The following is a 25343-nucleotide window of genomic DNA, read 5'->3' on the forward strand; positions in this document are numbered from 1 at the left end:
CGGCATCACATCCTTGTGAAAATCAAATCATCTCAAGCGATACGGATGTTCCTTTTCCGCTCGGCTCTGCCGGGTGTACAATCAGCTTTTTCGGCAGTCTTGCACGAAGCTCCTGAACATGGCTGATGACGCCGACCGACAGATTGTCCGACTGGAGTTTTTCCAAAGCCGTGACGACCGTATCCAGCAAATCCTGATCAAGCGTACCGAAGCCTTCATCCAAAAAGAAGAATTGAAGCGGGTATTCCCCCCGAAGCTGGATCTGTGCTGAAAGGGCAAGCGCGAGCGCCAGGGATGTCAGGAAAGTCTCTCCCCCTGACAAGCTTGTCACAGGACGTTTGACTCCGCCATTGGCATCATCCCTCATCACGAATCCGCCTTCTGAATCGACTTCAATCGCATATCTCTGTCTTGTCAGCCCTCCGAGTCTTGCTGACGCGTCTCTCGTCACGCTCTCAAGCTGTTCTTCCGCCAAATATTCAACAAAACTGTTCCCTTTAAATACGGCTTGAAGTTTATCGAGACGATCGATGTAAGTCTGCCATTCTTTCAAGGATGCTTCAAGCTCTTTAAATCGTTTATGATTTTCACGGATGACAGCCAGCGCTTTTCCTGCTGCCCCCCTTTCCTCTAAGGCACTACTGAACGCTTCTTCCGCCTGTTCTTTTAACACGGCTGCTTTTTCCCATTCTTCCGCAGAAATCGATCTGCCGCCAAGCTTTTCCGCAATCCGTTTTAGATTTGATTCAAACTGTTTTGTTTGATCCCAATATGATTGAATGTCATGTTTCAGCCGGGCGAGCTCTTCGGCGTCTAGCAGAAGTTTTTTGACTTCAGCGGCCTGCTCAAACATTGTATCTCCGGCTTTTTCCCTCCAGACGTCTGCCGCTTTTTCCAGCCTTGCCGATGCTTCCCGCAAAGCAAGCTCACAGCCTTTTGTCTGGGCTCTTAATTGGCTGATGCGCGACTCCGTTTCCTTCAGCTGTTCATACAGCGCCTTCTCCTCATCATTCAGCTTTGCCAATTGTGATTTCACATCTTGCAGCCGTTCTTCTATGGCAGCTGTATCAGGATAATCCTTAAGCTCTTTTTGATAATCGCTTATTTCTTTTTTCAGGCTTTCAATCATATAATGGAGATCCAGTTTTTCTTTATCGAGCGTAAACAGACGCTCAGTCAGCTTATCTTTCTGCTGTTCATGCTCCTCTAGAAAATGGATGCTTGTTTCAATCCTTTTTTCATATTCTTCTGCGGCAAGATCCTTTTCTTCAATTGATTTCTGCCATTTTTCAGCCTGTTCGTGAGACAGGCCCTCAAATTGTTCGGCAAAGCTCTTTTGCTGCTCGTTTAGCGAATCGTTCAGCCCGCGGACACGCTGTTCCAGCCGTTCTTGCTCTTTTCGTTCATAGCTGATCCGTTCGCGAATCTGTTCGCGTTTTTTGGATGCTTCTTTGTAGGCGTGAAGCAGCTTGGACATACGGCTTTTTATTTCATTGAGGTCCTGCCTGACCCCCTTCCATTCGAAGCCGATTTGCCTGAATCGTTCCGGAATCGATTCTTGTTCTAATGATGCAGCGGTTTCTGCCATTTCTGGTTCGCTTTTGCTTAAAAACGGACACTCGCTGATGAAATGATCTGACTGCTGTTCAAGAGTCACTTTGGCAGAAAGTAATTCCTGAGCTAACGCGGATGCTTCTGCTATGACAGTTTCAGCGTCCTTTAAATCAGCCTCCGTTTCTTCGAATAAGATGCTTTGCACATTGCTGTGAGCGGGTTTTTCATGATGTGTAGAACCGCAAACCGGGCAAGGCTCTCCTTTTTTAAGCTTTTTTGAAAGCTCTCTCGTCAGCTGATCCATTTTTGCCTGTTCACGATTTGCCAGAATGCCATCCCTCTTTTGGACTGCTTGATGAACAGTCTCAGCGAGGGATCTATCCGTTTCACAAACCATCGCATAAGCGCGTTCGACTGCGGAAAACGCAGATTGAATATTCTCTTCCTCGCTTTTCATCATACGGTCCAGCTTTTGCTGTTCTTGCTGAAGCTCTCTGATCACGGCTTGGTGTTTGTCCAATCGTTCCTGTTCCGCCGCAGCCTCGCTTTGAAGCTGCTGAATCTGAAAGGCAAGCTGGCCGGCATGCCGGCAGTTTTTTCGTTCTTCACTCGACACCTGAACGGATTTCAGTTCTGCCTTCAGCTGATTCTGTCTGCTTGCGCCCCTCTCCAGCAGATTTTTCACCTTAGCCAATTCATCAGTCGCATGTTTGATCTCTTCTTCTTTTACTCTTTTTTCTTCCTGTTTTGCATCGGCTTCTTTTTGAACGGCAGCCCGCTGTTTCTCAATCTCTTTCAAAGCGGTGAGCTGTTCCTCCTGCTTCAGAAGCTCAGGTTCTTTTTCGTTCTTCAGTTTTCTGAAGTTCTCATAACCTTGCTGCGCTTTTTCATGCAGAACTTCATATTTTTCCAATTCCCCTCGGGCCTGTTTTTCTTCATGCTCTGCCCGTGCGGCATCTTGCTGAGCTTCAAGAAAACCATCAGCATACGGCTTCAGCATGCCTGCTGTTTCGGCAAGGTGCAGACGAGTCTCTTTTTCTGCAATCATATCCTTTTTCTTGAAAAGCTCTGCCTCATCTTTTGAATAGCTCTCTTTTTCCTTTTGCAGATTCCAGATTTCCTGGCATTCTTCAAAGTGGTGGATTTGCATATCACGTTCACGCTGTTTCATTTGCAATGACTGTTCGGCTTCTTCAAGATGCTTTTCCGCGCGTTTTAGCGCTTCTGCTCCGGCCTCGCCCAGCCCCGCCTGTTCGGCGAGCATTTCGTTTTTTTTCGCATATGCTTTTTGAGCCTGTTTTTTGAGCTTTTTCACCAGCCGATCGCCGTATTGCTCAAGGTTGAAAAGGCGCTGAAGCATCTGTCTGCGGTCTGCCCCTTTTAAGGAAAGAAACTCGGCGAATTTTCCTTGCGGCAAAACGACAGCTCTTGTGAAATCATCGATCGTCAAGCCGAGCAGTTCCTCGACTTTTCGGTTCACATCATTGGCTTTATCAGCTAAAACCGTTTGTTGTTCTTTCATTTCTATAAAGCGGCAGATGGAGGTTTTGACTTTTGTCTCATCTGTCCGCTTAAACACCCGCTCCACTTTATAAGCTGTTTCATGGCCGGTTTGAAGCTTAAATGTGAAGGAGACGGAAAGCTCGGCTTCAGCATGGTTCAAAATGCCGTGCGTATTGTTGGAGGCCCTCTCCACTTTTCCGTATAAAGCCAGGGTCATGGCGTCCAGTATCGATGATTTTCCGCTTCCGGTCGGTCCGAAGATGCCGAATACCCCGGCACCACACAGGCGCTCAAAATCAATCACCTGTTCTTCCCTGAAACTGTGCAGACCTTTGATGGACAGGGAAATCGGCTTCATGTGTCGTCCCCCTCTTCAAGTTCCATTCCGGAGGCAAGCTCCATAAACAATTTTACGGTTTCATCATCAGGAATCGCTCCGCCGGTCTGTCTTTCATAGAACTTTTTAAATCGTTCTTCGATCGGGACGCTTTGCGACTGAGCCGTTCTTTTAACAGACGGAATGTCTTGAAATACCGGACGAATGTGGATGATTCCTTGATGCGCTTTTCTCAAACGATGAATCTCTTCAATCGAAAGCTGATCCGTCAGATGGATTTCAAGATCAACCCACGCATTCTTGTCCCTGCCTTCTTCAAGCCAGCTATACACTTGAGAAATCCCTTCTTCCGCCTTCCACTTCACAAGCGGCTTTCCGCTCGATAGGAAGACTTCTTCCCATGATGCCGCTTCACCCGGTGCAGCTTCAACAACGGTAACCGACTTCGCATATCCGGCTTCTGAAAAGCTGTAGGCTAGAGGGGAGCCGGAATATCTTGCAAGTGTGCGGGCCCGTTTGATCGTCTGCGGACGATGAAGATGCCCAAGCGCTACATAAGCGGCGTTTTCAGGAAGGCTTTCCGCTGCCACCGTATACGCGCCCCCGACTTCGATGGGCCGCTCTGAATCAGTTTGGCTGCCTCCCGCCACATAAATATGGCTAGCCGCAATCTGAACGGCATCCTTTCTGAACTTCCGGCTCATATGCTGAAAGGTCTGTTTGATTTTCTCGTCATACTGGTCGCGCAGCAGTTTTTCATCAAACGCCTCGGACAGCACTTCATTCAACCTCGATTCAGACGGGTAGGCAAGCGCCGCGACAGAGAGGATTTCTCCCGCTGAAGCGACTTCTATATCAACGGGCTCTGCCTTCGGATATCCAATCAGATGGATGCCATGGTCTGTCGTCAGCGGAGAGGCGGCGGAAAGGCGGTCCGGATTATCATGGTTTCCTGCGATGACGACGACGGGACGCCTTCCTTTATCAGACAAGGCCGAAAGACTTTCATAAAATAACTGTTCGGCAAGGGCAGGCGGATTGACCGTATCAAAAGCGTCTCCAGCCATGACGACGGCATCGATTTTCTCGTCTTTAACAATCCTTGCGAGTTCATCAAGAAAATCCTCCTGTTCTTTCAGGCGGCTTCTCCCTTCAAGGGTCTTTCCCAAATGCCAGTCCGCTGTATGTAAAATTCTCAAAATCTAACCACCTCTCTTTTTGCCAAAACTTCCCCCAATGTATGTCTTAGGGGGAAGCAGGCGTTTTTGCTAAAACTTAAGCACATGTCCGCCGTCAAAAAAGTACAGGGCACGCCCTTTCAGCGGCATCTTGAGCATCGTTTCGACGGCGCGCGCATAAAGATGAATCTGTGTTTCATAGCGTTTTCTCAAAACCGGCTCGGCGCCCTCAAAGCCGTTCCGGTATTTTCCTTGGATTCGGTCTGTTTTGTAATCAAGCAGATAAAAGCCGTCCTCTGTCTCAAATAAACAGTCGATAATCCCCTGAATCAATACAGGTTCATCCGCCGTCTGCAGGTTGGGATAAACCTCTGCCGCCGGCAGTGTCATATTAAAGGGGACTTCGCGCTCTACCCGGTGAGCGCCGAGAAGTTTTTCACCTATATCTGTTTCGAAAAATGCGAGAATATCATCTTCTTCAATTGCTGCCCGCTGTTCTTCCGTTAAAAGCTCTTTGTCGACAAGCCTGTCAAGAAGGCGGCTGAGCTCGTCTTTTTCCGGAGCCCGGGTGAGCGGGATGTGCTGCATAACGGTATGCATCGCCGTTCCCCGTTCGGCGGCTGTCAGTCCCTTCGTCATCATAAAGGACGGCCGTCTGAACAGCAGTGCCTCATTTGCCGGACGAATCAATGAACGGTCGCCGTATTCATCCTCATATTCCTTTTGTCTCTTGATTTCGGAGACGGACTGTTTCGTCCGGACTTTCGCCGCATCCTGATAAGGATATGACCAGCTCAGCCGCTCCTCGACCTCCTCCTGGTAGTCGAACGCGGCATCGATCGGCAGCCCCTTTTTAATCTGAGTCAGCCGTTCGTGTTTTTCTTCTCCCGCTTGTTTGGCGTCTTCAGCTTGGAGCTCTCCGCCCGAGAGCCAGCTGATGAGAAAACGTGATGGATGCTGCCGGATTTCGTCATCCGGAGAATCCACACCTGCATCAGCCATATCCCTGTGCCGCATCAATGCAGGTCCGATAAAACCCAAATACGATTTGGCCTGAAAGCGATCAAAGTCCGGCAGCAGCCACTCAGGCTGGGCTGCGGTTGTCCGCCATTTCGACAAGAGCTTTTCCTTATCCTTTGCCGAGCCGATCAAATAAAGCTTTTCCTTCGCCCGCGTAAGAGCGACATATAAGACGCGCAGCTCCTCTGACAAAAGCTCGCGGCGCATTTTTTTCTTCATTGCGACGAGCGGCAGCATCGGATAGCTGATGCGCCATTTCGGATGGATGAATTTTGTTCCGAAGCCGAGTTCTTTATCAAGCAGATATGACTTGTTCAAATCCATCATATTAAAATTCCGGCCGAGGCCTGCTGTGAAAACGACGGGAAATTCAAGGCCCTTGCTTGAGTGGATCGTCATCAGCCGCACGACATCTTCCTGTTCGCTCAGAGCTCTGGCCGTTCCGAGATCATCGCCGCGTTCCTGCATCCGCTCAATAAATCTTAAAAAGCGGAACAGGCCGCGAAAAGAAGTCGCTTCATAGGATCGGGCCCGGTCGTAAAGCGCACGCAAATTAGCCTGGCGCTGTTTTCCGCCCGGCATTCCGCCGACGTAATCCAAGTATTTCGTATCACGGTAAATTTCCCAGATCAGCTCTGCCACAGAATGGTTTTTGGCATACGCTCTCCACTTTCTGAGAAGCCCTTCAAAGCGGCGGAGCTTTTCATAAAGGCTGCCATCGCGGTCACCTGAAGCAAGATATGCTTTCATCGCTTCATAGAACGGCGCTTTCTTGTCCTGAATCCTGATCATGGAAAGCTCATTTTCATCAAGGCCGACCACAGGCGACCTGAGAACAGATGCAAGCGGAATATCCTGGTATGCATTGTCAATGACTTTTAACACCGACAGTGTGACGGACACTTCTGTCGCTTCAAAATAGCCTGTAGACAGATTCGCATAGACGGGAATCCCCTGCTGTTTGAACTCATCCATAATCTGGGGCGCCCATGGCATCGAACGCAGCAGAATCACGATGTCGCGGTACTGGATATTGCGGGTCGTCTTCGTTTTGCCGTCATATACTTGAAACTTTTCGGATATCAGCTTGCGGATCTGCATCGCCATGGCTCTCGCTTCAAGCTGGACCGTTTCAAGCTCTTCGGCCTCTTCATCGGCTGCGTCTCCTTGATTTTCAATGATCAAAAGCTCCGTTTTCGTCGTTTCATTCGGAGGATATGATGCGCCGAGCTTTAATTCGGCTTGTTCATCATAGTCAACTTCTCCGACCTTTTCCCCCATCAGCTGCTTAAACAAGAAATTCGTGCTGTCTAATATATCTGAACGGCTTCTGAAATTTTTATTTAAATCGATTTTCTGGCCGGCGCCTGAGCCATCCTCTGTAAATCGTTTGTATTTTGAGAGAAACAAAAGCGGTTCAGCCAGCCGAAACCGATAAATCGATTGTTTGACATCGCCCACCATAAACAGGTTCCCCTCGGGCTCATCTTTGGCGACAAGCTTTAAAATCGCTTCTTGCACAAGGTTCGTATCCTGATACTCATCGACAAGCACTTCATGGAACTGGTGCCGGTAATATTTTGCCGCTTCACTCGGCCCGGTTTCACCGGCATCGTTTTTCTTCGTCAAAATGGCCAGGCAATCATGTTCAAGATCAGAAAAATCAACGATGGCCTTTTCCTTTTTGGCCGCTGTGAAACGCTTTCCATACTCCAATACAAGCTGAACAAGGGTATGGATAACAGGCTTCATTTCCTTCAGGCTCGCCAAATGCTGATCTGGGGTCCGGGTAAAATAATCGCTTTTCAGCTTTTCCAATTGCTTTTTCGCACTGTTGCGAAGCTCTGTCGCCTCTTCGATTAAGGCAGGTTCAAACTCGTCTCCCTTGCAGGTCTTTGCCCTTTGAAATGAAACAGCGGGAACAAGCTCATAAAGTGCCGAAAAATCATCCTGATGCTGAATCAGCCTGTCAATCTGTTTTAAATCATCAACGAAATTTTCGGCGCGCGGTGCAGGTCCTCCAGGCTGTTTTGCCAGCTCAAGCGCACGCGCAAGTTTTTCCCGCACCCCTTCGAGGGTGAGGGCAATATCTTCCTTGATATAAGAATAAAACGGCAGCGACTCCACTTTCTCATCTTGAGCGGCGTCATACAGGTCAACAAATTTTTCAAGCCAGCCTTCCGGATCAGGATGCGATCTTGAAAACTCGTAGACACGCTTCACAAGATATTGCAGATCAAGATCATGGCGGTCTGTCGTATATCTGTCCACAAGTTCGAAAAAGGCCGGATCTTGCTTTTTATATTCTTCTTCAAACAGGTCATCAAGCACCTCATCGCCAAGCAGTTCGCCTTCTGTCTGATCGGCGATCCGAAAAGCCGGATCAATGTCGATCAGATAATAGTATTTGCGAACGACCTGGAGACAGAATGAGTGCAGAGTCGATATGCTGGCTCTGTTTAGTAAGGCGAGCTGTCTGCGCAAATGAAGGGAGCCGGGATTTTCGGCAAGCTCTTTTTCAAGCGCTTCGCCGATCCGGTGCTTCATTTCAGCCGCGGATGCATTCGTAAAGGTGACGACAAGAAGCCTGTCAACATCAATCGGGTTTTCCTTTTCGGTAATTTTCCGGATGATCCGTTCAACTAGAACGGCCGTTTTTCCGGAACCGGCCGCTGCGGCAACTAATATATCCCGGCCGGATGAGACAATCGCCTTCCATTGATCATCAGTCCATGTGCTGCCCTTCGGCTTAGACATTTCCATTTGTCCCATCCTCCTTTTTCAGCCGCTCCAATATCACATTGTCTTTTTCAGGTTTCAATTTACGGTATTCATTCTCTTCGAGCGATTCGTCAAACTGGCAGAATGATTGAAAAGAGCAATATGTGCACGGTGTTTTGTCTTTTAGCTTATACGGCTCGATCGAGACCTTTCCGTCTGTAATCTCTTCGCCGGCTTCTTGAAACGTTCGGCGGATGTGGCGCCTCAAGAAATGAAAATCCTCCTCTGAGACGACTGCAGAATCTGAACGAAGCGAGCCGTCTTTTTTCAAGCCGGCGCTGATGATGTCTGACCTGCCCTGTTCAAGCGTCGTATCCATAAGCCGGATCGCTTCTTGATCACCTAAAAGAAGACCCTTCATCTTAAATTTCTTGAAAATTTCTTTTTCAATTTCATCAAGTCCAAGCGGAACAGGTACCTGAATCATCGGATCATGCACATGAAAATAGAGAACTCCTGCAGGCGAGGCCTTCATGCCGAGCCAATCTGCTGAATGAGTGATAGATAAATCAAGATATGTCAGCATTTGCAGGGCGAGGCCGTAATACACCTCGGCTAAATCGAGACCTTTATCACTTGATTTATAATCGACGATCCGCAGCAGCAGACCTTTTGAGCTTTCCGCTTTGTCCACTCTGTCAATCCGGCCGACAAGCTCCATCGTGCATCCGTTTTTAAGGGTAAACCGCATCGGAGGAAGCGGACCATTGCCGCCGAATCCTAGCTCTAGGCCCACGGGAGCGAAACCGCTCGCTTTTGCGTGCTCGCTTAAAATACCGGAAACCCTAGCAATGATTTTTTGCAGCTTCTGCTTCACATAGTGGTGCCGGTTTGAACTGAGCAAAATCTCTTTTTGCAGTTTTGGCGCAAGCCGTTCCACGGCATCGCTGGACAATGTATCACATTGTTCCTTCGTCAGATCCCGCCAATCCAGTTTCAGCTCGTGGAGCCGGTCTGAGATCAGCTTGAGCGCAGAGTGAAACAGCTGGCCGATATCAGGCGCTTCAAGCTTGAAAAACTGGCGTTCCTTCAGCCTTAAACCGTGCGAAGCAAAGTGTGAAAACGGACAGGCTTTGTACGTTTCCATCCTTGAGACGCTCCCCTGAATGTTCTCTCCATACAGCTCGCGGCTCACATGCGGGCTGAGCTTGTGAACTTTATTTCGAAAAAACAAGCTCGACAGGATATTCTGAGAGAAGAAGCGATCGGGCTCATCCATCAAAAAGTTGTAAGTACTCCACCATACATCACTGATCGGATACTGTCTCGTCCATATTCCCAGCTGTCCTGCCAAATAGCTTAAAGCAGCGCTTTTATTGATGAGAAATTCAAGCTGTTCTTCATCGCTCAGCTGTTCCGGTTCATTGATCAGCACCTTTTCGGCATGATTTGGAAACAGCTCGCTCAGCCGCTTCACAACAGTTGATGGAAGCAGTGTTTTCCCTTCGGCATCTGCGATGGGATATGAGACGTAAAGCTTCTCAGATGGACTTGAGAGCGTCATATAGATCAGAAAATTTTCATCCAGCAGCTGCTCTCTTCCCGTAGCCGCAAGCTCCGCTCCATTTCTTTTGAGCCACTCTCTGTCATCATCTGACAGAACCCCGTCATCAGCAGGTCTTGCCGGCAGTATGCCGTCGTTTGCCCCGATAAGAAAGGTGCATCTCGTTCCATACATTCTTGAAAGATCCATATTGCCGATCAATACCTGATCAAGTGCAGGGGGAATCAAGGCGAACTTCAAGGACTCCAAACCGGTTTCGATCATTTGCTGGAACAGGGAAAAGGAGATGTGTTCGTCTCCCATCATTTCCACGAACTCGTCCAATAACTGTATCACGGCGTCCCACACCTGGTTATGCTGCCGCGATTCTGCGATCCTGCCGTCTTCTTCTGCGATCCGTCTCTCCTGCTCAAGCTTCATCGGAACATCGGCTTCTTCAAGATAAAGATAAACGGCTTCAGCCATCTCCCTGACCGATTCTGCTTTTTTTATGCGCTTTTGCAGCCTGTGGATGGGAGGTACAATCCAGCCCTTTAATTCATTGAGCATATGCTCTGTCTCAATTTCCCGGTCTGTCTTGGCAAAGTCCTCGTCCAATGAAGCATACCTTCTATAAGCAAACGGATCTTTGCTCGTCCACCTCTCCCCTTTAATACCATAGGCAATACAGTAATTTTCGAGCTGGTCAACCTGCTCCCGCAGCCGTTCCCTCGGCTCATCCTGCGGGAATAAAAGCTCTGTTTTGACACAGCGGAACACCGCTTCATATCTCCAATTGCCCTTGATGATGTCAAGCGTTGAACGGATCAATTCGATGAGCGGATGATTCTGCATTGATTCCTTGCCGTCTATGAAAAAAGGAATCTCATAATCTTTAAATACTTCTTTTATCGTATCCTTATAATCTTCGACATTGCGGGCGATCACGGCGATATCTCTCAGTCTGAAGCCGTCTTTGCGTATAAGGGAATGAATTTCGCGCGCGATTCCTTCAATCTCGGTTCTTCTGCCCGCCGCCTGCATGATGCAAAGCGCCTCCATTTTTCCGCTATACGCCTTCGCCGGCCTTTCATCAAAATACCGTTCCAAGTGCTGAAGCTCAGGAGCATGGCTGTGCCGCTTCCCCTCTTCAAGACGCACCTCTGACAGGTCAAGACCGAGCTCTTGTGCTTTTTGGTACAGGTCATAATAAGCCTTCCCCGTCATCCTGAAAAGATGAAGTTCATGCGGGGTGTTTACTGTAAACGGCTTGTCCGCCGTTAAAGAAAAGGTCATCTCCCGGGCATGTTTCATCAGCTGTTCGAGCACATTCATCTCCTGCGGTGTAAATTGATGAAAGCCGTCCACATAAACAGAAGCGTTCCTGATCTCTTCCGCATCCGGAATCTGCTCAGCCAAGAGCGTCAAGTAATCTTCCGACTGAACATATTGGCGCTCGAGATTTTCTTCCATTTTGCTGTACAACATATATAAATCATGAAGCTTATCAGCCAGAATCCGTTCACCCTCATATTCTGAAGATCCGCTTCCCTCCATGATGCCGCGGATGCTTTCGGGTGTCAGGCAATGCCGTTTGAATTCGGTCAGCATTCGCTCCACCTGCTCCGTAAATCCGCTTTTATCGCTTGCATTTTGATAGACCCTAAACTCACCCTTATGCTCTTCGATCAGTTTGCGAAGCAGCATTTGTATGCCCGTGCCCGTCAAAAACGGCCGGTTCATGCCCCCGGTGTGCTGAAGGATTCGCCAGGCAAGCCTTGAAAAACTGTAAACCTGTGCGCGGATCGTGCCGCCCAAATCAGGTGTTTTGCTAAGCTCGTATTCCATTAAAAACGTCATTTGATCCGGGACTAGAAAAATGATCGGTTTCCCGAGCGGTTCACGGCGAAGCTTTTCTCTGATTTCATTTAAAATAAAGGTCGTTTTTCCACTCCCGGACCTGCCTGTTAAAAATACTGCTCCCACTAAGCCCGTCTCCTTTCTGTTTACTTATCTTTATTCTATCGAAACATTCGTCAAATAACCATTCTCCAAAACTGGGAAATAGCCGTACTTTTCATACGGCTATTTTTGTTTAAACTGTACAAAAAACAACATAAAAAACGAGATCAACGCAATTGAGGCGACCCAAAGCCATGCCAGCGTCATGTCGCCCGAGTCAATCGCCAAATAGATTGCCGTAGGGACCGTTTGCGTCACACCGGGTATAATGCCGGCGAACATAAGCGTTGCCCCGAATTCCCCCAGCGCCCTGGCAAAACTGAGGACACTGCCGGTAATTATCGCATTTGACGCGAGGGGGATGGTGACAAATAAGAATACCTGCCATTCATTTGCTCCGTCAACCCGAGCGGCATCTTCTATTTCCCGGTCAACTCCCAGAAAACCGGATTTCGCAGACTGATACATTAACGGAAACGCAACAACCGCCGCCGCAACAACCGCTGCCCACCAAGTAAAAATAATTGGGGCTTGAAATATATTTTCTATCAATTCGCCGATAATGCTCTGTTTTCCGAAGATCACAATTAAAAAGAAGCCGACAACAGTCGGCGGAAGGACGAGCGGAAGCATCATCACCGTCTCGATGACAGATTTTCCTTTAAAGGTTTTGTTCCTCAGCAATCTCGCCGCAGCCGTTCCGGCTAAAACGGCAATGATGCCCGCCGCGAGTGAAACTTGGACGGAAATTTTGATAGGAGAAAGAAATTCCTCAAGCATAAGCATGATCAGCCTTTCTTAAACCCGTACTTTTCCATCGCTTTTATGGCCCGGTCGCTCTGCAGGAATTGATAAAATTCCTCAGACTGCTCTCTATGCTTTGTATTTTTTACAATGCCGAGAGGATAGATGATCGGTGTGTGCAGATCGTTTTCGGCAGTTTCCCCGATCTCAACCTGATCTGAAGAAAGGGCATCCGTACGATAAACGATCCCTGCATCAACATTGCCCGTTTCCACATAGGAAAGCACCTGCCTTACATCCTTTCCGTAAACGAGTTTAGATTGAACCTTAGACCATAAATGAAGGCTCGTCAATGTTTCTTTTGCATATTTTCCGGCTGGAACAGATTCAGGTTTGCCGACCGCAAGTTTTTCAATATCTTTCGTCAAATCTTGAAAGCTGTCAATCTGTTGATTTTTACCTTTTGGAACGATCAGCACCAGACTGTTTTCCAACAGCTTAACGGAGTCGCTTTTTTCGATTAATCCTTTATCTACCACTTTATTAAACTTGTCCTCGGCAGCGGAAAAAAATAAATCTGCCGGAGCTCCTTTTTCAATCTGCTGCTGCAAGGCGCCTGATGATCCAAAGTTAAACTTAACCGTCACATTCGGGTGATCTTTCTCATATTCAGACGCAAGCTCTGTCAAAACGTCTTTGAGGCTGGCAGCCGCGGAAACCGTAAGCTGAACATTTTCCGGTTTTCCTTCGCCTGATGCGCCTTTTTCAGCCTGGCAGCCGAAAAGCAAAACCGCCGCCATTAATAATGCCATTCCCGTTACCATCATCTTTTTCATCTGACTCACTCCAGTTTGATAGATATGACACTTTTCAGCACTAAAAACCATTTTACGTCAAACTTCATTTTTTTAAAATAGATTCAGTACGACTCACATAATTGACACATTCTCAGCTAGGCACGCACGAACACTCCCTTACATATAATGACAGGGCGATCAATATATGAAAATACCGAGGTGAAAAAAGATGTGGTATGTCCAGCCATATAATCCCGCCTTCCCCGTCAGGCAAAACAACAAACTGATCAAGGATATCGAAAGAGCGGTAAACGGCGAACACAGTGCAGTCGTTTGCTATCAAAAACTGGCGCAAATGGCGCAAGATTCGGCCGTTAAAAAACAAATACTTGAGATCAGACAAGATGAAATCCGTCACTTTAATACCTTCTTAAGATTTTATATGTCCCTTTCCGGCAAAAAGCCAGATATCAAAATAACGGAGCCATGTCCTGACCAATATAGGGCAGGTTTGGAGTTCGCCCTTAAAGACGAGCAGGAAACGGTCGACTTCTATTTGGACATCGCTGACGATGCCAAAAACCAATCGATCAAAAAGGCTTTCAAAAGAGCGGCCGCTGATGAGCAAAATCATGCAGTCTGGTTTTTATACTTTTTAACAAAACGGTAGAATGCTGCCTCTTCATTCCGGCCGCAAGCAAACTTGATCCATATACCCTTATAGGGTATATTTTTAAAATAACAATCTTTTATTTTCACTACTGGTATTAAAGAGGTGCTTGATATTGAACGTGCTGCTTGTCGATGACGAAATCCGGATGCTGGATCTGCTTGAACTTTATTTAGAAAAATATTCGTGCACGAAAGCCGTTTCCGGGAAAGAAGCGCTCGAGCTGATTGAAAAACAGATCTTTGATTTGGTGATTCTCGATATTATGATGCCTGAAATGGACGGCTGGACGATTTGCGAAGAAATCCGGAAGCTCACAAACGTTCCGATTATGATGCTCACGGCAAAAAACGGGCAGGAAGACATTGTGCGCGGACTGACGCAGGGAGCAGACGATTATTTAACAAAACCGTTCAGCGAAAAAGTGCTGCTTGCTAGAATAGAAGCTGTCTTGCGGAGGGCCAGCAGACAGTCCGAAATCCGCTTCAAGGGTTTAGTCTGGAATAAGCAAAACCATACCCTTCATGTCAACAACCGGGAAGCCGACATCACACCGTGCGAGTTTCAACTGCTCGGCATTCTCTTAAACCATCAGGACCAGGTGCTGGCGAGAGATCAATTGATCGAGAGCGTTTGGGGATTCAACTCCGATATTGAGCCCCGCACTGTTGATTCACATATGAGAAATTTGCGGAACCGTTTGAAAAAAGCGGGATTCCCAGTCCAAGAATATCTTCATACCGTCTACAGCATCGGCTATAAATGGACGAGCAAAGGAACCAAGACACAATGAAAAACATTTCATTTAAGCTTGCTGGCTCATTTTTCATTTTAACCTTCATCATCGAAGCCATCCTTTTTGCTGCGCTCTATACATCAATTGTCAACACAAGAATCACTGAGGAGATCCATGCGCTTCAAGGAAGAGGCAACAGCCATAGAGCCGTCTTGGAAAAACATTTTGACAAAAAAACGATTGAACACGTGGCTCTGATGGAAACCGAAGCCGATACAAACGTGATCATCACCGATGATAAAAGAAATGTGCTGGCGCAGTCTGCCGCCGGGGATATGACGGAGCACCTGCATTTTGAAGAACGAAGCATTCCTAGGTCAGGCACTGCTTTACAGTCCCATTGGAAGACTTCAAAGTACATCTGTACGATCAGCCCGATCATGAAAGGCCGTGATACAGTCGGCTATGTTTTTATGTATTTGGAGACGTCTTCTATAAAAGGTTTGGTGCAGAACATCACCAATCGCTTTTTCGCAAGCTTCGGTTTAACCGCCTTTTTAACGGTTGCCGCCATCTACTTATTGAGCCGCTTTTTGGCGAGGCCGATTATCATGATAAAAGAATCAGCCGAGAAAATGACAAACGGACAAGACAATATTTCACTGAATATAAAAAGGAATGACGAACTCGGAGAGCTTGCCGCGTCGATCGAAAACCTTTCTTCAAACCTGAACCGGCTGCAAAAAGAACGAAATGACTTTCTCTCGAGCGTGGCGCATGAACTGCGGACACCGATCACATATATTAAAGGCTATTCTGACATTGCGATGAGAGATCAGTTTGATGTAAATGCCAGGCATCAATATTTGTCCATTATCAAAGAAGAAACGGACAACCTCACCCTCCTTGTCGATGACTTATTTTTGCTGACTAAATTGAAACAGCCCGGCTTTCACATCGAAAAGAAACCGGTGCACCTTCATACTTTGGTGGAAAAGGAAATCCGAAAATCACAAATCGCCTTTTTGGAAAAGCGAATCGGCCTTTCCTATCACATCCCATTGAACCTGACTGTCTCAATCGATGAAAAACGTTTTTCCCAAGTGATCACAAATCTGCTGAATAATGCCCGCCACTATTCTGAATCTGATACAGAAGTGACGATCACGGCTTCCGCCTCTAAAGACCGAATCATAATCACGGTTGCCGACGAAGGCTGCGGGATTCCGGAAGATGAGCAGGACTATATTTTTGAGCGTTTTTACCGGATTGATAAATCAAGGTCGAGACAAACCGGCGGCACGGGAATGGGGCTTGCCATCGTAAAAGAAATTGTCGAACATCACGGCGGAGAGATCATGGTGAAAAACAGGCACCCGAAAGGAAGCAAATTTATCATTACCCTGCCGGCTTAAGAATTTATATTTCTGATGTCTGCATCGGTTTTGCACATTTCCCGGGTATACTATGCAATAAAGTTAACCAAGAAGGGGGAAAACACGATGAAAAAGACATCCGGCTTTCTTTTTGTCATGCTTATTTTTGCTAGCGTATTGGCAGCATGTCAAACTTCAGGCTCTGGACAAGGGGCTGAACATGATGACCATCAAATGAAAGATCATTCCGGAACAGAAAAGAAAGAATCCGCATCTCTTCCGACTGATTTGAACAACCGGGCAGCAGAAGGATTAGTTGTCCAAAATACGAAAAACACAACAAGGCTGGATGCCGATACACTTGAAGAGATGAGCATCAAAACTTCACAAACGATATGGCCCGCCACCCATAAACAAAACAGACCCGGGGCTGTCATCTTGGTCTCAGGCCAATCATGGCAAACAGCCCTTGCCGCGGCAGATCTGATTCACCATCCGAATAACGGACCGGTTTTATTCACAGATTCAGAGAATATTTCTGAAGAGACGCAGAAAGAGATCAAGCGGTTAAGTCCATTGGGCACGTCTGACGGTACGCAAATTCTGGCCATCGGAAATATCAATGAAAAAGCCCTTCAGGCTCTGGAATCCTATAAAGTAAAACAGCTGAAGGGAAAAAATCCGGCTGATCTGGCAAAGGAAATCGACAAGGAATACGCAAGCGCGGCAGATGAGTATCCGAAAAGCGTCATTATCGGCTCCTCTGAAGATGATGCAGAGCTTTACACTCTGCCCGCCGTCAATTGGATCGCCCATATGCCTGAGCCGGTACTATATGTCAATAAAGACGGCATTCCTGAAGAAACGGCTGAAGCATTGAAAAAAAGAGACGGCAAAGCGAACATTTATATTCTCGGCCCTGAAGCAGCGGTTTCAGAAAAAACGGAAAAAGCTTTGAAAGAATACGGAACCGTTAAAAGAATTTCCGGAAACAACCCTGTGACAAACTCGATTGCATTTGCAAAATTCAAAGATGAAAGCACCGATTTTGGCTGGGGAATCACAGATCCCGGACACGGCTTGTCCTTTGCATCAACGGCAGCGCCTGAGCTGGCTCTTGCCGGAGCGCCTTTTTCCCATTTAGGAAAGCATGCTCCGCTGCTTTTGCTGAAAAATGGACAGGCAGACCAAAACATGTACTCCTTTTTAGCAGGTATTGAACCATCCTTTAAGAATCACCCGCAAGACGGACCTTACAATCATGGCTTTATTCTCGGAACAGAAGACGATATTTCATTTCAGACGCAAGGCATTCTTGATGACATTCTGGAGATTAAATCTTCTGAAGGAGGACATACCGGACATTAGCATCTCTAGTGAAGGCTCGCTGAAAAAGAGCCTTCATTTTATTGTCATCACATTCCTCTGGCTGCGCATCGGCGGCACACTAATGAAGAGACATGCGGTTAAGGAATCGGATAATTCGCAGCCTCAACTTTTTGCCGTGCGTCCTTCCGGTTTCACGCGTCCTCATACGTTTCCGGCAGCCTCTCCCTTTCGCCTTTCTTGAACCAGATGCCGTAAAAATTGATCCATCCTTCATCATTCAGGGCAATGCCTTGAATGGCTTCCCCCGCTTTGACACGCATTTTATTTTGATAAAGAGGCAGTGCACAAACCTCTTCGACCAGTTCGGCATCCACCCTGCTGAGAAGGCTGATTCTTTTTTCATGGTCATCGATATAACGAATGTCTTCCCTCACTTGCTTGGCCTTTTGTTTCCATTCGGAAGACAGCTGAGCATGCAGAAAACTGTTTTCCGTCAAAAGGAGGTGAAGCCAGCTCACTTCTTCGGAATAGCTGAAAGTCGCGCTGTCATGAATCAGATCGGCTTTCAAAATGATGTCTTTCCTCATCAGCTCATCAGCCTCCAAATGGTGCACTTCTACTACAATGCCAAATGGCCTGCATCTCTCCTTAATCCATGACACATCTTCCCTATGATCGCACTCGCTAAATGTATAAAGCTTGAGCGGTTCCCCCCCGTAATCACATTCTTTCAACAGCTCATGAATATTGTTCTTGATTTCAGCCGGCTGACTTACATTCATAAAGGCTGCTGCAGGTGCCGTCCGCTGACCTGCCAATTCATTGACCATATCAGCCGGAGATATGATTTGCTTTAATGCTTTTCTGAACGCTCTATGCTGCAATGGCCCCGGCCGCTCCAAATTGACCGAAATGTACTGGACATTTCTTTCCTCATACCATTCGTCAAATAACCGGCCTTGGTCTTCACTCTCTATATAAAAACCGTAGTCCAATACATGTGAGCGGCTTTCCGTCTCCATATGCCATAATTCAATCCGGTCTAAAAAAGCTCGCCCTTTAAAATAATGCTCATGCACTTCAAGAGCAAGAACCCTATCGTCGCGGCGGACAAGCCTGAAAGGACCGGTGCCGGTCAACTGTCCGCTCTCATGCTGCACACATAAAACAGACAGCCTTTCATCACACAGATGATGCAAAAACAGCGCGTTTTTCTCCTTTAGACAAATATCGAAGCAATAGTCATCCTTGATCTTGATTGTTTCAATATCTTCGGCCAGCCATTTGCATTTGTTTTGCGGATCCAGCAAAAACCTTTCAAACGTGTAGCGGACATCTTCTGCGCTCAATGTTTTGCCGTGATGAAAATAAACGCCTTTTCTCAAATAAAATGTCCATGTTTTATGATCGGCCGAACACTCCCAATGATGCGCAAGATGCGGCTGAATTCCGCCTCTTTTTTCATCAAAACGAAGCAGTGTATCGAAAACCTGTTTCACGATATGGCTTTCAGACCGCAGATAGATGCGGCTTGGATCCAATCGTTCAAAATGCTCCGGCTTTAGGGAAGTAATCAGCCGCAGCACGTCCTTCTTCTGTTGGTTCTGCGTCTCCATTTGAAAACCAAACACGTGATTCAGCCATTTTTTATAAAAGAATAATGCGCGCGGACAAACGTTTTCATACGTTTGCAAAAGGTGTCTCGCCTGTCCGATCTTCCCGTCTTTTGTGTAGTTCTTTGCCGTTTCGAACAGCAGTGCGCAGGGTTCCTTCAAAAATTGAACTTCAGATTTAATGCCTCTGCCCAGACCCCTTTTCCAATTGATCCACTGCAAATCTTCAAGCTTGTTTAAAATCAGCTTTGCGTTTCTTGCTGTGCAAAATAAGATGCCTGCCGCTTCCTTCATCGACATCTCCGCTGTTTGTCCGGCTTGATCACATTTTAATGTTGCGGTCAGCGCCATGTAATGCTCGATTGGTTTCATCCATTCTTCCCCCGCTTTAGAAAAGGTGAAATGATCTCCTTACCTTTCTGTCCTTTTTACGGATATTTTTTCATTCTACACTAATTACACCACATAACGGTAAGGAGGCAAGATATGAAATACATCAAACGATTGAAACAAAGATACAGCCCCCCGGTGTGGATTTGTTTCTTCGGAGAGTTTCTGACCGGGACAACAGGTGGCATGCTTGCACCTTTCCTCCTTCTTTATCTCTATGACACGCTTGGAACAGGCGTATTGCCCGTGATGATGGTCATCGGGATCAGGCCGCTGACAGAGGTTGTTGTCACTTTGGCTGCCGGAGGAATGACAGATCGGTTCGGGAGGCGGAAAATCATCTTAACAGCGCTCGGCTTTCAGACCATTTCTGCTGCCGGATTTATGACCGCTGATCACGTATGGCTCTTTGCCCTTTTTTATATGCTGAACGGCATCGGAGGGGCTTTGTACATTCCCGCACAGCGCGCCCAAATAACGGACAGCACCCGAAGCGGGATGCGGCCGGAAGTGTTTGCCGTTATTCATGCCATTGAAGGCTTTGGCGCAGCGATCGGCCCCGTCATCGGACTTGCCGTTTATTCCTATCAGCCCGTTTGGATCTTCGGTTTTCAAGCGTGTGCTTTTGCTCTTTATTGGCTTGCTGTTTATTTTAGAATGCCTGAGACATATCGGTCAAAAAGCAAAAAAGAAAGTTTGCAAAAAGAAAATCCCGTTTCTGTCAAGCAGATGTTTCTTCATCACCGGCCAGTCCTGCTCTTAATGCTGTTTTCGGTTCCTGTCAGCATGTTATACGCACAGCTTGAAACAAATTACCGCCTTTACCTTGAAGTTCTTTTCGACGATTTTTTAATGATCTTGACTGCTTTTACCGTCTGTCATGCATTGCTTGGGATCACAATTCAGGTTCCTCTTGTTAAATGGACGGAAAAGCTGAAAATGAAAACAATTGTTATGATTTCATACGGATGCTACTCAATTGCGGCATTAGGTTTTGCATTTTCTTCCTCTCTCCCAGCAGTACTAGTGACAGCTGTCTTATTGACAGCGGGAGAAAGCATGCTGCTTAATCACATGCAAACCTTTGTCTCAAAGATTGCTCCTGTTCATATGCGCGGTCGGTATTTTGCATTTTACGGCCTGCATTGGGATATTTCCCGGACAATAGGACCTTTTTTAGGAGGGCTGATCTTCATCCGCTTTGGCGGAACCGCGCTTTTCCTGTCGGTATTTATACTGGTCATTGCCGGAGCAGCCGCTCAATATGCCGCAGTTTTGAATCTGTCTAACGGGAAAAAACGAACCATTTTATAGTACCTGGTACTAGCACAAAGTGCTATAATTAAATCAACATAGATCTTGAAGATAAGGAGGCATTATGGATACGTTAAAACAACAAACAATCGGCGCCTTGTTAGCATCAGCTGCCGGCCGGTTTCCGCATCATGAAGCGGTCGTGTATTCTGAGCTGGATTTGAGATATTCATATCAGGAGCTTTATGAAGAAACCGCCAAAATAGCAAAGGGCTTAATGGCTCTCGGCATTGAAAAAGGAGAGCATGTCGCCATCTGGGCATCGAATATTCCCGAATGGATTCTGCTTCAGTTTGCGACTGCAAGAATCGGTGCCGTGCTTGTGACCGTCAACACGAGCTATCAAGCGAGAGAACTGGAATACTTATTGGAACATTCGGATTCAACCACCCTTTTTCTGATGGACGGCTACAAAGGCACATCATACATCGAGATGATTCATTCGATAATGGAAAAGCCAGAAAAACTGACAAAGCTGAAAAGGCTCGTCTATCTTGGAAAAGGCGAAACACCGGAGAACATGATGTCATTTGCCGAGACTGCCAAAAAAGGCGAAATCATTTCTGATGACGCCCTTTTGAAAAGGGAGCGGTCGCTGGCGCATGATGATGTGATCAACATGCAATATACGTCGGGAACGACCGGTTTTCCAAAAGGTGTCATGCTGACTCACTATAACATTGTCAACAATGCGGCGATCGTCGCTGACAGAATGGGGCTTAAGAGCGAAGACAGATTGTGCATCCCGGTTCCCCTCTTTCATTGTTTCGGCTGTGTATTAAGCACGCTCGCCTGCGTGTCGGCGGGGGCAGCCATGCTGCCGATTATCGAATTCAAGCCTGAAACGGTTTTAAAAACGGTTGAAAAGGAAAGATGCACAGGGCTGCAAGGCGTACCGACGATGTTTATTGCAGAGCTCGCTCATCCCGGCTTTGCAAATCATGATCTTTCTTCACTGCGAACCGGAATTATGGCGGGATCTCCGTGCCCGAAAGAAGTCATGAAAAAAGTGATGAAACAGATGAATTTGACAGATATCACGATTGCATACGGACAGACGGAATCATCCCCTGTGATTACACAGACAACCGTCGCCGACACGATCGAACGCCGCGTCGAAACAGTCGGAAAGGTGCACCCTCATGTAGAGATTAAAATCATCGACCCTGACACAGGTGAAACGCTCGGCTCTGATGAGCAGGGCGAACTGTGCACAAGAGGCTATCTCGTGATGAAGGGATACTATAAGATGGAAGAGGCGACAAATAAGGTAATAGATGAGGATGGCTGGCTTCATACAGGAGACCTTGCCGTAATGGATCAGGATGGCTACGTGAAAATCACCGGCCGTTTAAAAGATATGATCGTCCGCGGAGGGGAAAATATTTATCCGCGTGAAATAGAAGAATTCCTTTATGAACATGAAGATATTATCGATGTTCAGGTCGTCGGTGTTCCCGATGAAAAATACGGAGAAAAAACGGCGGCTTTTATCAAATGCAAGCATGGTAAAACGCTGACTCTGGAAGATATCAGGACATTTTGCGAAGGTCAGCTTTCCTATTATAAAATTCCAGAATACGTGTTTCAGATCGATGAATATCCGCTGACCGCCTCCGGAAAAGTCCAGAAGTATATTTTAAGAGAACGAACTGAAGCGCGATTGGCTGCTGAGACAGTAACATAAGCTATGAAAAAGCCGAAAATGCCATGTTCGGACGACATGCCAAGGTATTTTCGGCCTTTTGCATTAAAACACTTTTTTTTGGTCGCGCTCTTCCTTTAAAATTTCGACAGCTTCACGGAAGCGCTGGGAATGAACGATTTCCCTTTCTCTTAAAAACGCCAGCCCGTCATTTAAATCAGGATCATCAGACATATCGATCAGCCATTGATACGTCGCCCTCGCTTTTTCTTCCGCGGCGATGTCCTCATATAAATCGGCAATCGGATCACCTTTTGCCTGAATATATGTAGCCGTGAACGGAACACCTGCCGCGTTGTGATAAAACAGGGCTTTGTCATGATCTGCATAATGGGCGCCGAGTCCCGCTTCCTTCATCTGTTCCGGTGTCGCATCTTTTGTTAATTTATACACCATCGTAGCAATCATTTCCAAATGAGCAAACTCTTCTGTGCCGATGTCCGTGAGAAGGCCGACGACTTTATCAGGAATGCTGTAGCGCTGATTCAAATAGCGAAGCGCCGCCGCCAATTCACCGTCCGCTCCGCCGTACTGCTCAATTAAAAATTTAGCAAGCCTTGGATTGCACTCCCTCACTTTCACAGGATATTGCAGTTTTTTCTCATACAGCCACATGAACCTGACTCCCTTCCTTCTTTAAACTTGCCATGGCCAAGGACTTCTTCTCCAGCTCCAGTAGGATTCCGTCTGATCGGGATTCCCCTGTATGAGAGGACCGTATCTCGATTCAAATTTCGCTTTCAGTTTTCTGGAGTATCCGGCGTACTGATTGTATTGTTTAATGGCATCACTATCATCCGGATGTGTATCAAGGTAAAGCATCAACTCGACAAGCACAAAATCGACGGCCTGAATCTCATGAAGCTTTTGATAGTAGTCTTGCGGTAAAGAGTTAGTCACCCCCCTTACCTCCCATCTTCATACGGATTTTCATAATGATCATAAAAAACGGGCCAAAGCGTCCCTTTTTTTAAAGCCTCCATCGGCGAGAACTGCGGAAGACCCCGGGGCTGGAAGCCCAAATATAAATTCGGAGGGGTTCGGTAATACCTTTTCCCCAGCGGCGGACACGGGTCAAAAGCGCTGCGGAACGGACGATACGATTTAACTTTGGTGAATGATTCCTCGGCATGCTTCACTTAGGTTCACCTCTATTTGTGATGGAATCTAATTTAATGTATTCATATACGCTTACAGTTATGTTCTGACATGCCTTTGTTTTCCAATGATCAGTTTTACTTATCAATCTTTTAAATAAATTCGTATTTTACCAATCACTAAAATTATATTATAGTTATAAATAGAAATACTTTACTTAGTGAAACATTAATGATCTCGATTACTACAGGAAGAAGGGTTCAAATTTGAGGATAAAAAATGATTTCCTACGGGATATCATATTGATTATCATCAGCGGTATCGGGGGATTTCTTCTCTCATTAACCGGGATGACAATCGGCTGGATGGTCGGGACCATGGCTGCCGCCTCATCTCTGTCATTATTTCGGCCGGCTCCGCTGAAAATAGCGATCAGACAAAACGGCATCCATACAGGATGGCTCAGTTTCGGGCAAATGCTGTTAGGGATAGAGCTCGGGCAAAAAATCAATATGTCTGTAATTTCGATCTTTAAAGAAAATTGGCTGATTGTCGGAATAATGCTGCTTCTTTCCGTTATCTTTGCGATGCTCTCGGGATTGGTTTTATGGAGATTCAGCAAAGCGGATATGATGACAAGTTTTGTAGGAACGGCGCCTGGAGGTCTTTCAGCCATGCCAGGAATCGCTCAGGAAGTGGGCGCGAATACCGCCATCGTCAGCCTTGTACAAATGATACGCGTGCTTTTGGTGGTCATGACGATACCTTTTTTCGTCTATTTCATTCATTCCAAATATCCGGATTCACAGGCTGTCGCCCATCAGATGCTGGCTGCCGGTACATCCAAATTTGAAACGATTTATGTTGTTTGGACGGCCGTCATTTCACTGGCCGCTTTTTTAGCCTGCAAGGCGGTTAAATTTTTAAAGTTTCCCGCCCCATGGCTGCTGGGAAGCATGATTGGCGCCGCCGTCATTCATATCGCCGGCAGTTCATTGACCGGTTTTAGCCTGACCGCCTGGTGGCCCCACGGTTTTTCAGTGTTGTCGCAAATCTGTCTCGGCGCAACGATCGGCTCAAAAATGAATAAAGAGATGTTCATCGGTGTCAGACAAACGCTTGTCGTTGCTTTCCTCGGCTCCGTCGGCCTGATTATTGCGATGATCTTAAGCGCCTTCGTGACTGCCAAAGCCGCAGGCATTTCCTTGACGACAGCCATATTGGCGTTTTCACCTGGAGGAATCGCGGAAATGGCGACGACTTCGGTTTCTCTCCACGCCGACTCGACTTTTGTTGTCGCCGTTCAAGTTTTAAGGGTTGTGCTTGTGATAGCCATGCTGCCGCCATTCTTCCGGCTTTTGCATCAAAGGTCGGAAAAAACGGCACACCCGTCTATGAAAAAAGCCAGAGCTGAAGGTTAACCCTTCCGTTCCGGCTTTTTTTCACATCCTAATGAAATGTCATTCAATTCATTCATCACACATTTTTACGATATCATCCATCGATCACTCTGCGGACGTATGCGGATCAAGCAGTGCAGCCTGATAAATGGCTCTTTCTTTTTCGTAATCACAGCTTCAATCGTCAAAAAAAATGCGAACATCTCTTTCAAGGGCAATACGCAATGTTTGATTTAATCCGCTAAATAAATGGAAAGGGTTGGCCGGAAAGCATGTAAAACAGATTGATATACTTCGCCGGGCCCCCCTTTTTTTCTTTCCAGCGCAAAACATCCTAAAACGGTTTAAAGTTT

17 protein-coding genes and 1 pseudogene are annotated in these 25343 nt (G+C 46.8%); 7 read left to right on the forward strand and 11 right to left on the reverse strand.

What is annotated here, in order from left to right; genetic code table 11:
* Positions 1–22: 22 nt before the first annotated feature.
* From sbcC to modA, 6 genes are all read right to left on the reverse strand, one after another.
* A complete protein-coding gene (gene sbcC / locus BTA30_RS06015; protein WP_076760359.1) occupies positions 23–3415 on the reverse strand; it encodes an exonuclease subunit SbcC in 3393 nt (1130 codons plus the stop codon).
* The gene (sbcD, locus tag BTA30_RS06020) at positions 3412–4593 is read right to left on the reverse strand and encodes an exonuclease subunit SbcD (protein ID WP_076760360.1); all 1182 of its coding nucleotides are present in this window, start codon (positions 4591–4593) and stop codon (positions 3412–3414) included. The genes sbcC and sbcD overlap by 4 nt, the downstream gene beginning before the upstream one ends.
* Before the next feature lie 69 nt (positions 4594–4662).
* Entirely contained in the window at positions 4663–8355 is a 3693-nt protein-coding gene (gene addA, locus BTA30_RS06025; protein ID WP_076760361.1) for a helicase-exonuclease AddAB subunit AddA, read from the reverse strand.
* Positions 8342–11842 (reverse strand): helicase-exonuclease AddAB subunit AddB, encoded by a 3501-nt coding sequence (gene addB, locus BTA30_RS06030; protein WP_076760362.1) that lies wholly within the window; start codon positions 11840–11842, stop codon positions 8342–8344. Before addB ends, addA begins: the two co-directional genes overlap by 14 nt.
* Positions 11843–11941: 99 nt before the next feature.
* Positions 11942–12598, reverse strand: coding sequence for a molybdate ABC transporter permease subunit (gene modB / locus BTA30_RS06035; RefSeq protein ID WP_076760377.1), 657 nt, complete (start codon positions 12596–12598; stop codon positions 11942–11944).
* An 8-nt stretch (positions 12599–12606) separates the two neighbouring features.
* Positions 12607–13398: a molybdate ABC transporter substrate-binding protein gene (gene modA / locus BTA30_RS06040; protein ID WP_076760363.1), complete on the reverse strand. Its 792-nt coding sequence runs from the start codon at positions 13396–13398 to the stop codon at positions 12607–12609.
* Between the two features lie 190 nt (positions 13399–13588).
* On the opposite strand from modA, the gene BTA30_RS06045 reads away from it, so the two are divergent.
* The 4 genes from BTA30_RS06045 (at position 13589) to BTA30_RS06060 (ending at position 17509) form a co-directional block, all read left to right on the forward strand.
* Complete coding sequence (locus BTA30_RS06045) at positions 13589–14029, forward strand: ferritin-like domain-containing protein (protein ID WP_076760364.1); 441 nt, start codon at positions 13589–13591, stop codon at positions 14027–14029.
* 112 nt (positions 14030–14141) lie between these two features.
* Entirely contained in the window at positions 14142–14822 is a 681-nt protein-coding gene (locus tag BTA30_RS06050; RefSeq protein ID WP_076760378.1) for a response regulator transcription factor, read from the forward strand.
* Entirely contained in the window at positions 14819–16180 is a 1362-nt protein-coding gene (locus BTA30_RS06055) for a sensor histidine kinase (protein WP_076760365.1), read from the forward strand. The genes BTA30_RS06050 and BTA30_RS06055 overlap by 4 nt, the downstream gene beginning before the upstream one ends.
* A gap of 87 nt (positions 16181–16267) precedes the next feature.
* Positions 16268–17509, forward strand: coding sequence for a cell wall-binding repeat-containing protein (locus BTA30_RS06060; protein ID WP_076760366.1), 1242 nt, complete (start codon positions 16268–16270; stop codon positions 17507–17509).
* Between the two features lie 152 nt (positions 17510–17661).
* Here the strand turns inward: BTA30_RS06060 and BTA30_RS06065 are convergent, their stop codons facing one another.
* Positions 17662–19455 carry an SgrR family transcriptional regulator gene (locus BTA30_RS06065; RefSeq protein WP_076760367.1) on the reverse strand — a complete coding sequence of 598 codons (1794 nt, stop codon included), beginning with the start codon at positions 19453–19455 and terminating at the stop codon, positions 17662–17664.
* Positions 19456–19569: 114 nt separating this feature from the next.
* Here BTA30_RS06065 and BTA30_RS06070 point away from each other — a divergent pair, with 114 nt between their 5' ends.
* Both BTA30_RS06070 and BTA30_RS06075 read left to right on the forward strand, forming a co-directional pair.
* Positions 19570–20787, forward strand: coding sequence for an MDR family MFS transporter (locus BTA30_RS06070; RefSeq protein WP_076760368.1), 1218 nt, complete (start codon positions 19570–19572; stop codon positions 20785–20787).
* Positions 20788–20851: 64 nt separating this feature from the next.
* Complete coding sequence (locus tag BTA30_RS06075; protein ID WP_076760369.1) at positions 20852–22474, forward strand: AMP-binding protein; 1623 nt, start codon at positions 20852–20854, stop codon at positions 22472–22474.
* Positions 22475–22537: 63 nt separating this feature from the next.
* Here BTA30_RS06075 and BTA30_RS06080 read toward each other — a convergent pair whose 3' ends face one another.
* From BTA30_RS06080 to BTA30_RS06090, 3 genes are read right to left on the reverse strand one after another with little or no spacing between them, the layout of a single operon-like run.
* Positions 22538–23107 carry a manganese catalase family protein gene (locus BTA30_RS06080; protein WP_076760370.1) on the reverse strand — a complete coding sequence of 190 codons (570 nt, stop codon included), beginning with the start codon at positions 23105–23107 and terminating at the stop codon, positions 22538–22540.
* 21 nt (positions 23108–23128) lie between these two features.
* The gene (locus BTA30_RS06085; protein WP_076760371.1) at positions 23129–23392 is read right to left on the reverse strand and encodes a spore coat protein CotJB; all 264 of its coding nucleotides are present in this window, start codon (positions 23390–23392) and stop codon (positions 23129–23131) included.
* A gap of 5 nt (positions 23393–23397) precedes the next feature.
* Positions 23398–23631, reverse strand: a complete 234-nt coding sequence (locus BTA30_RS06090) for a spore coat associated protein CotJA (protein WP_076760372.1) — start codon at positions 23629–23631, stop codon at positions 23398–23400.
* Between the two features lie 225 nt (positions 23632–23856).
* Between BTA30_RS06090 and BTA30_RS06095 the strand changes: the two genes are divergently transcribed.
* Positions 23857–25011 carry an AbrB family transcriptional regulator gene (locus tag BTA30_RS06095; protein ID WP_076760373.1) on the forward strand — a complete coding sequence of 385 codons (1155 nt, stop codon included), beginning with the start codon at positions 23857–23859 and terminating at the stop codon, positions 25009–25011.
* 87 nt (positions 25012–25098) lie between these two features.
* Here the strand turns inward: BTA30_RS06095 and BTA30_RS23690 are convergent.
* A pseudogene (locus tag BTA30_RS23690) lies at positions 25099–25178 on the reverse strand (hypothetical protein); the annotation flags it as partial.
* Positions 25179–25343 lie beyond the last annotated feature (165 nt).

The organism is Bacillus swezeyi (assembly GCF_001969815.1).
Classification (GTDB): domain Bacteria; phylum Bacillota; class Bacilli; order Bacillales; family Bacillaceae; genus Bacillus; species Bacillus swezeyi.

Excerpts from the sequence above, each read along its gene's own strand:
- sbcC (WP_076760359.1), bottom strand. The coding sequence starts at position 3,415 with ATGAAGCCGATTTCCCTGTCCATCAAAGGTCTGCACAGTTTCAGGGAA.
- addA (WP_076760361.1), bottom strand. The coding sequence starts at position 8,355 with ATGGAAATGTCTAAGCCGAAGGGCAGCACATGGACTGATGATCAATGG.
- modB (WP_076760377.1), bottom strand. The coding sequence starts at position 12,598 with ATGCTTGAGGAATTTCTTTCTCCTATCAAAATTTCCGTCCAAGTTTCA.
- modA (WP_076760363.1), bottom strand. The coding sequence starts at position 13,398 with ATGAAAAAGATGATGGTAACGGGAATGGCATTATTAATGGCGGCGGTT.
- BTA30_RS06045 (WP_076760364.1), top strand. The coding sequence starts at position 13,589 with ATGTGGTATGTCCAGCCATATAATCCCGCCTTCCCCGTCAGGCAAAAC.
- BTA30_RS06055 (WP_076760365.1), top strand. The coding sequence starts at position 14,819 with ATGAAAAACATTTCATTTAAGCTTGCTGGCTCATTTTTCATTTTAACC.
- BTA30_RS06060 (WP_076760366.1), top strand. The coding sequence starts at position 16,268 with ATGAAAAAGACATCCGGCTTTCTTTTTGTCATGCTTATTTTTGCTAGC.
- BTA30_RS06065 (WP_076760367.1), bottom strand. The coding sequence starts at position 19,455 with ATGAAACCAATCGAGCATTACATGGCGCTGACCGCAACATTAAAATGT.
- BTA30_RS06070 (WP_076760368.1), top strand. The coding sequence starts at position 19,570 with ATGAAATACATCAAACGATTGAAACAAAGATACAGCCCCCCGGTGTGG.
- BTA30_RS06075 (WP_076760369.1), top strand. The coding sequence starts at position 20,852 with ATGGATACGTTAAAACAACAAACAATCGGCGCCTTGTTAGCATCAGCT.
- BTA30_RS06080 (WP_076760370.1), bottom strand. The coding sequence starts at position 23,107 with ATGTGGCTGTATGAGAAAAAACTGCAATATCCTGTGAAAGTGAGGGAG.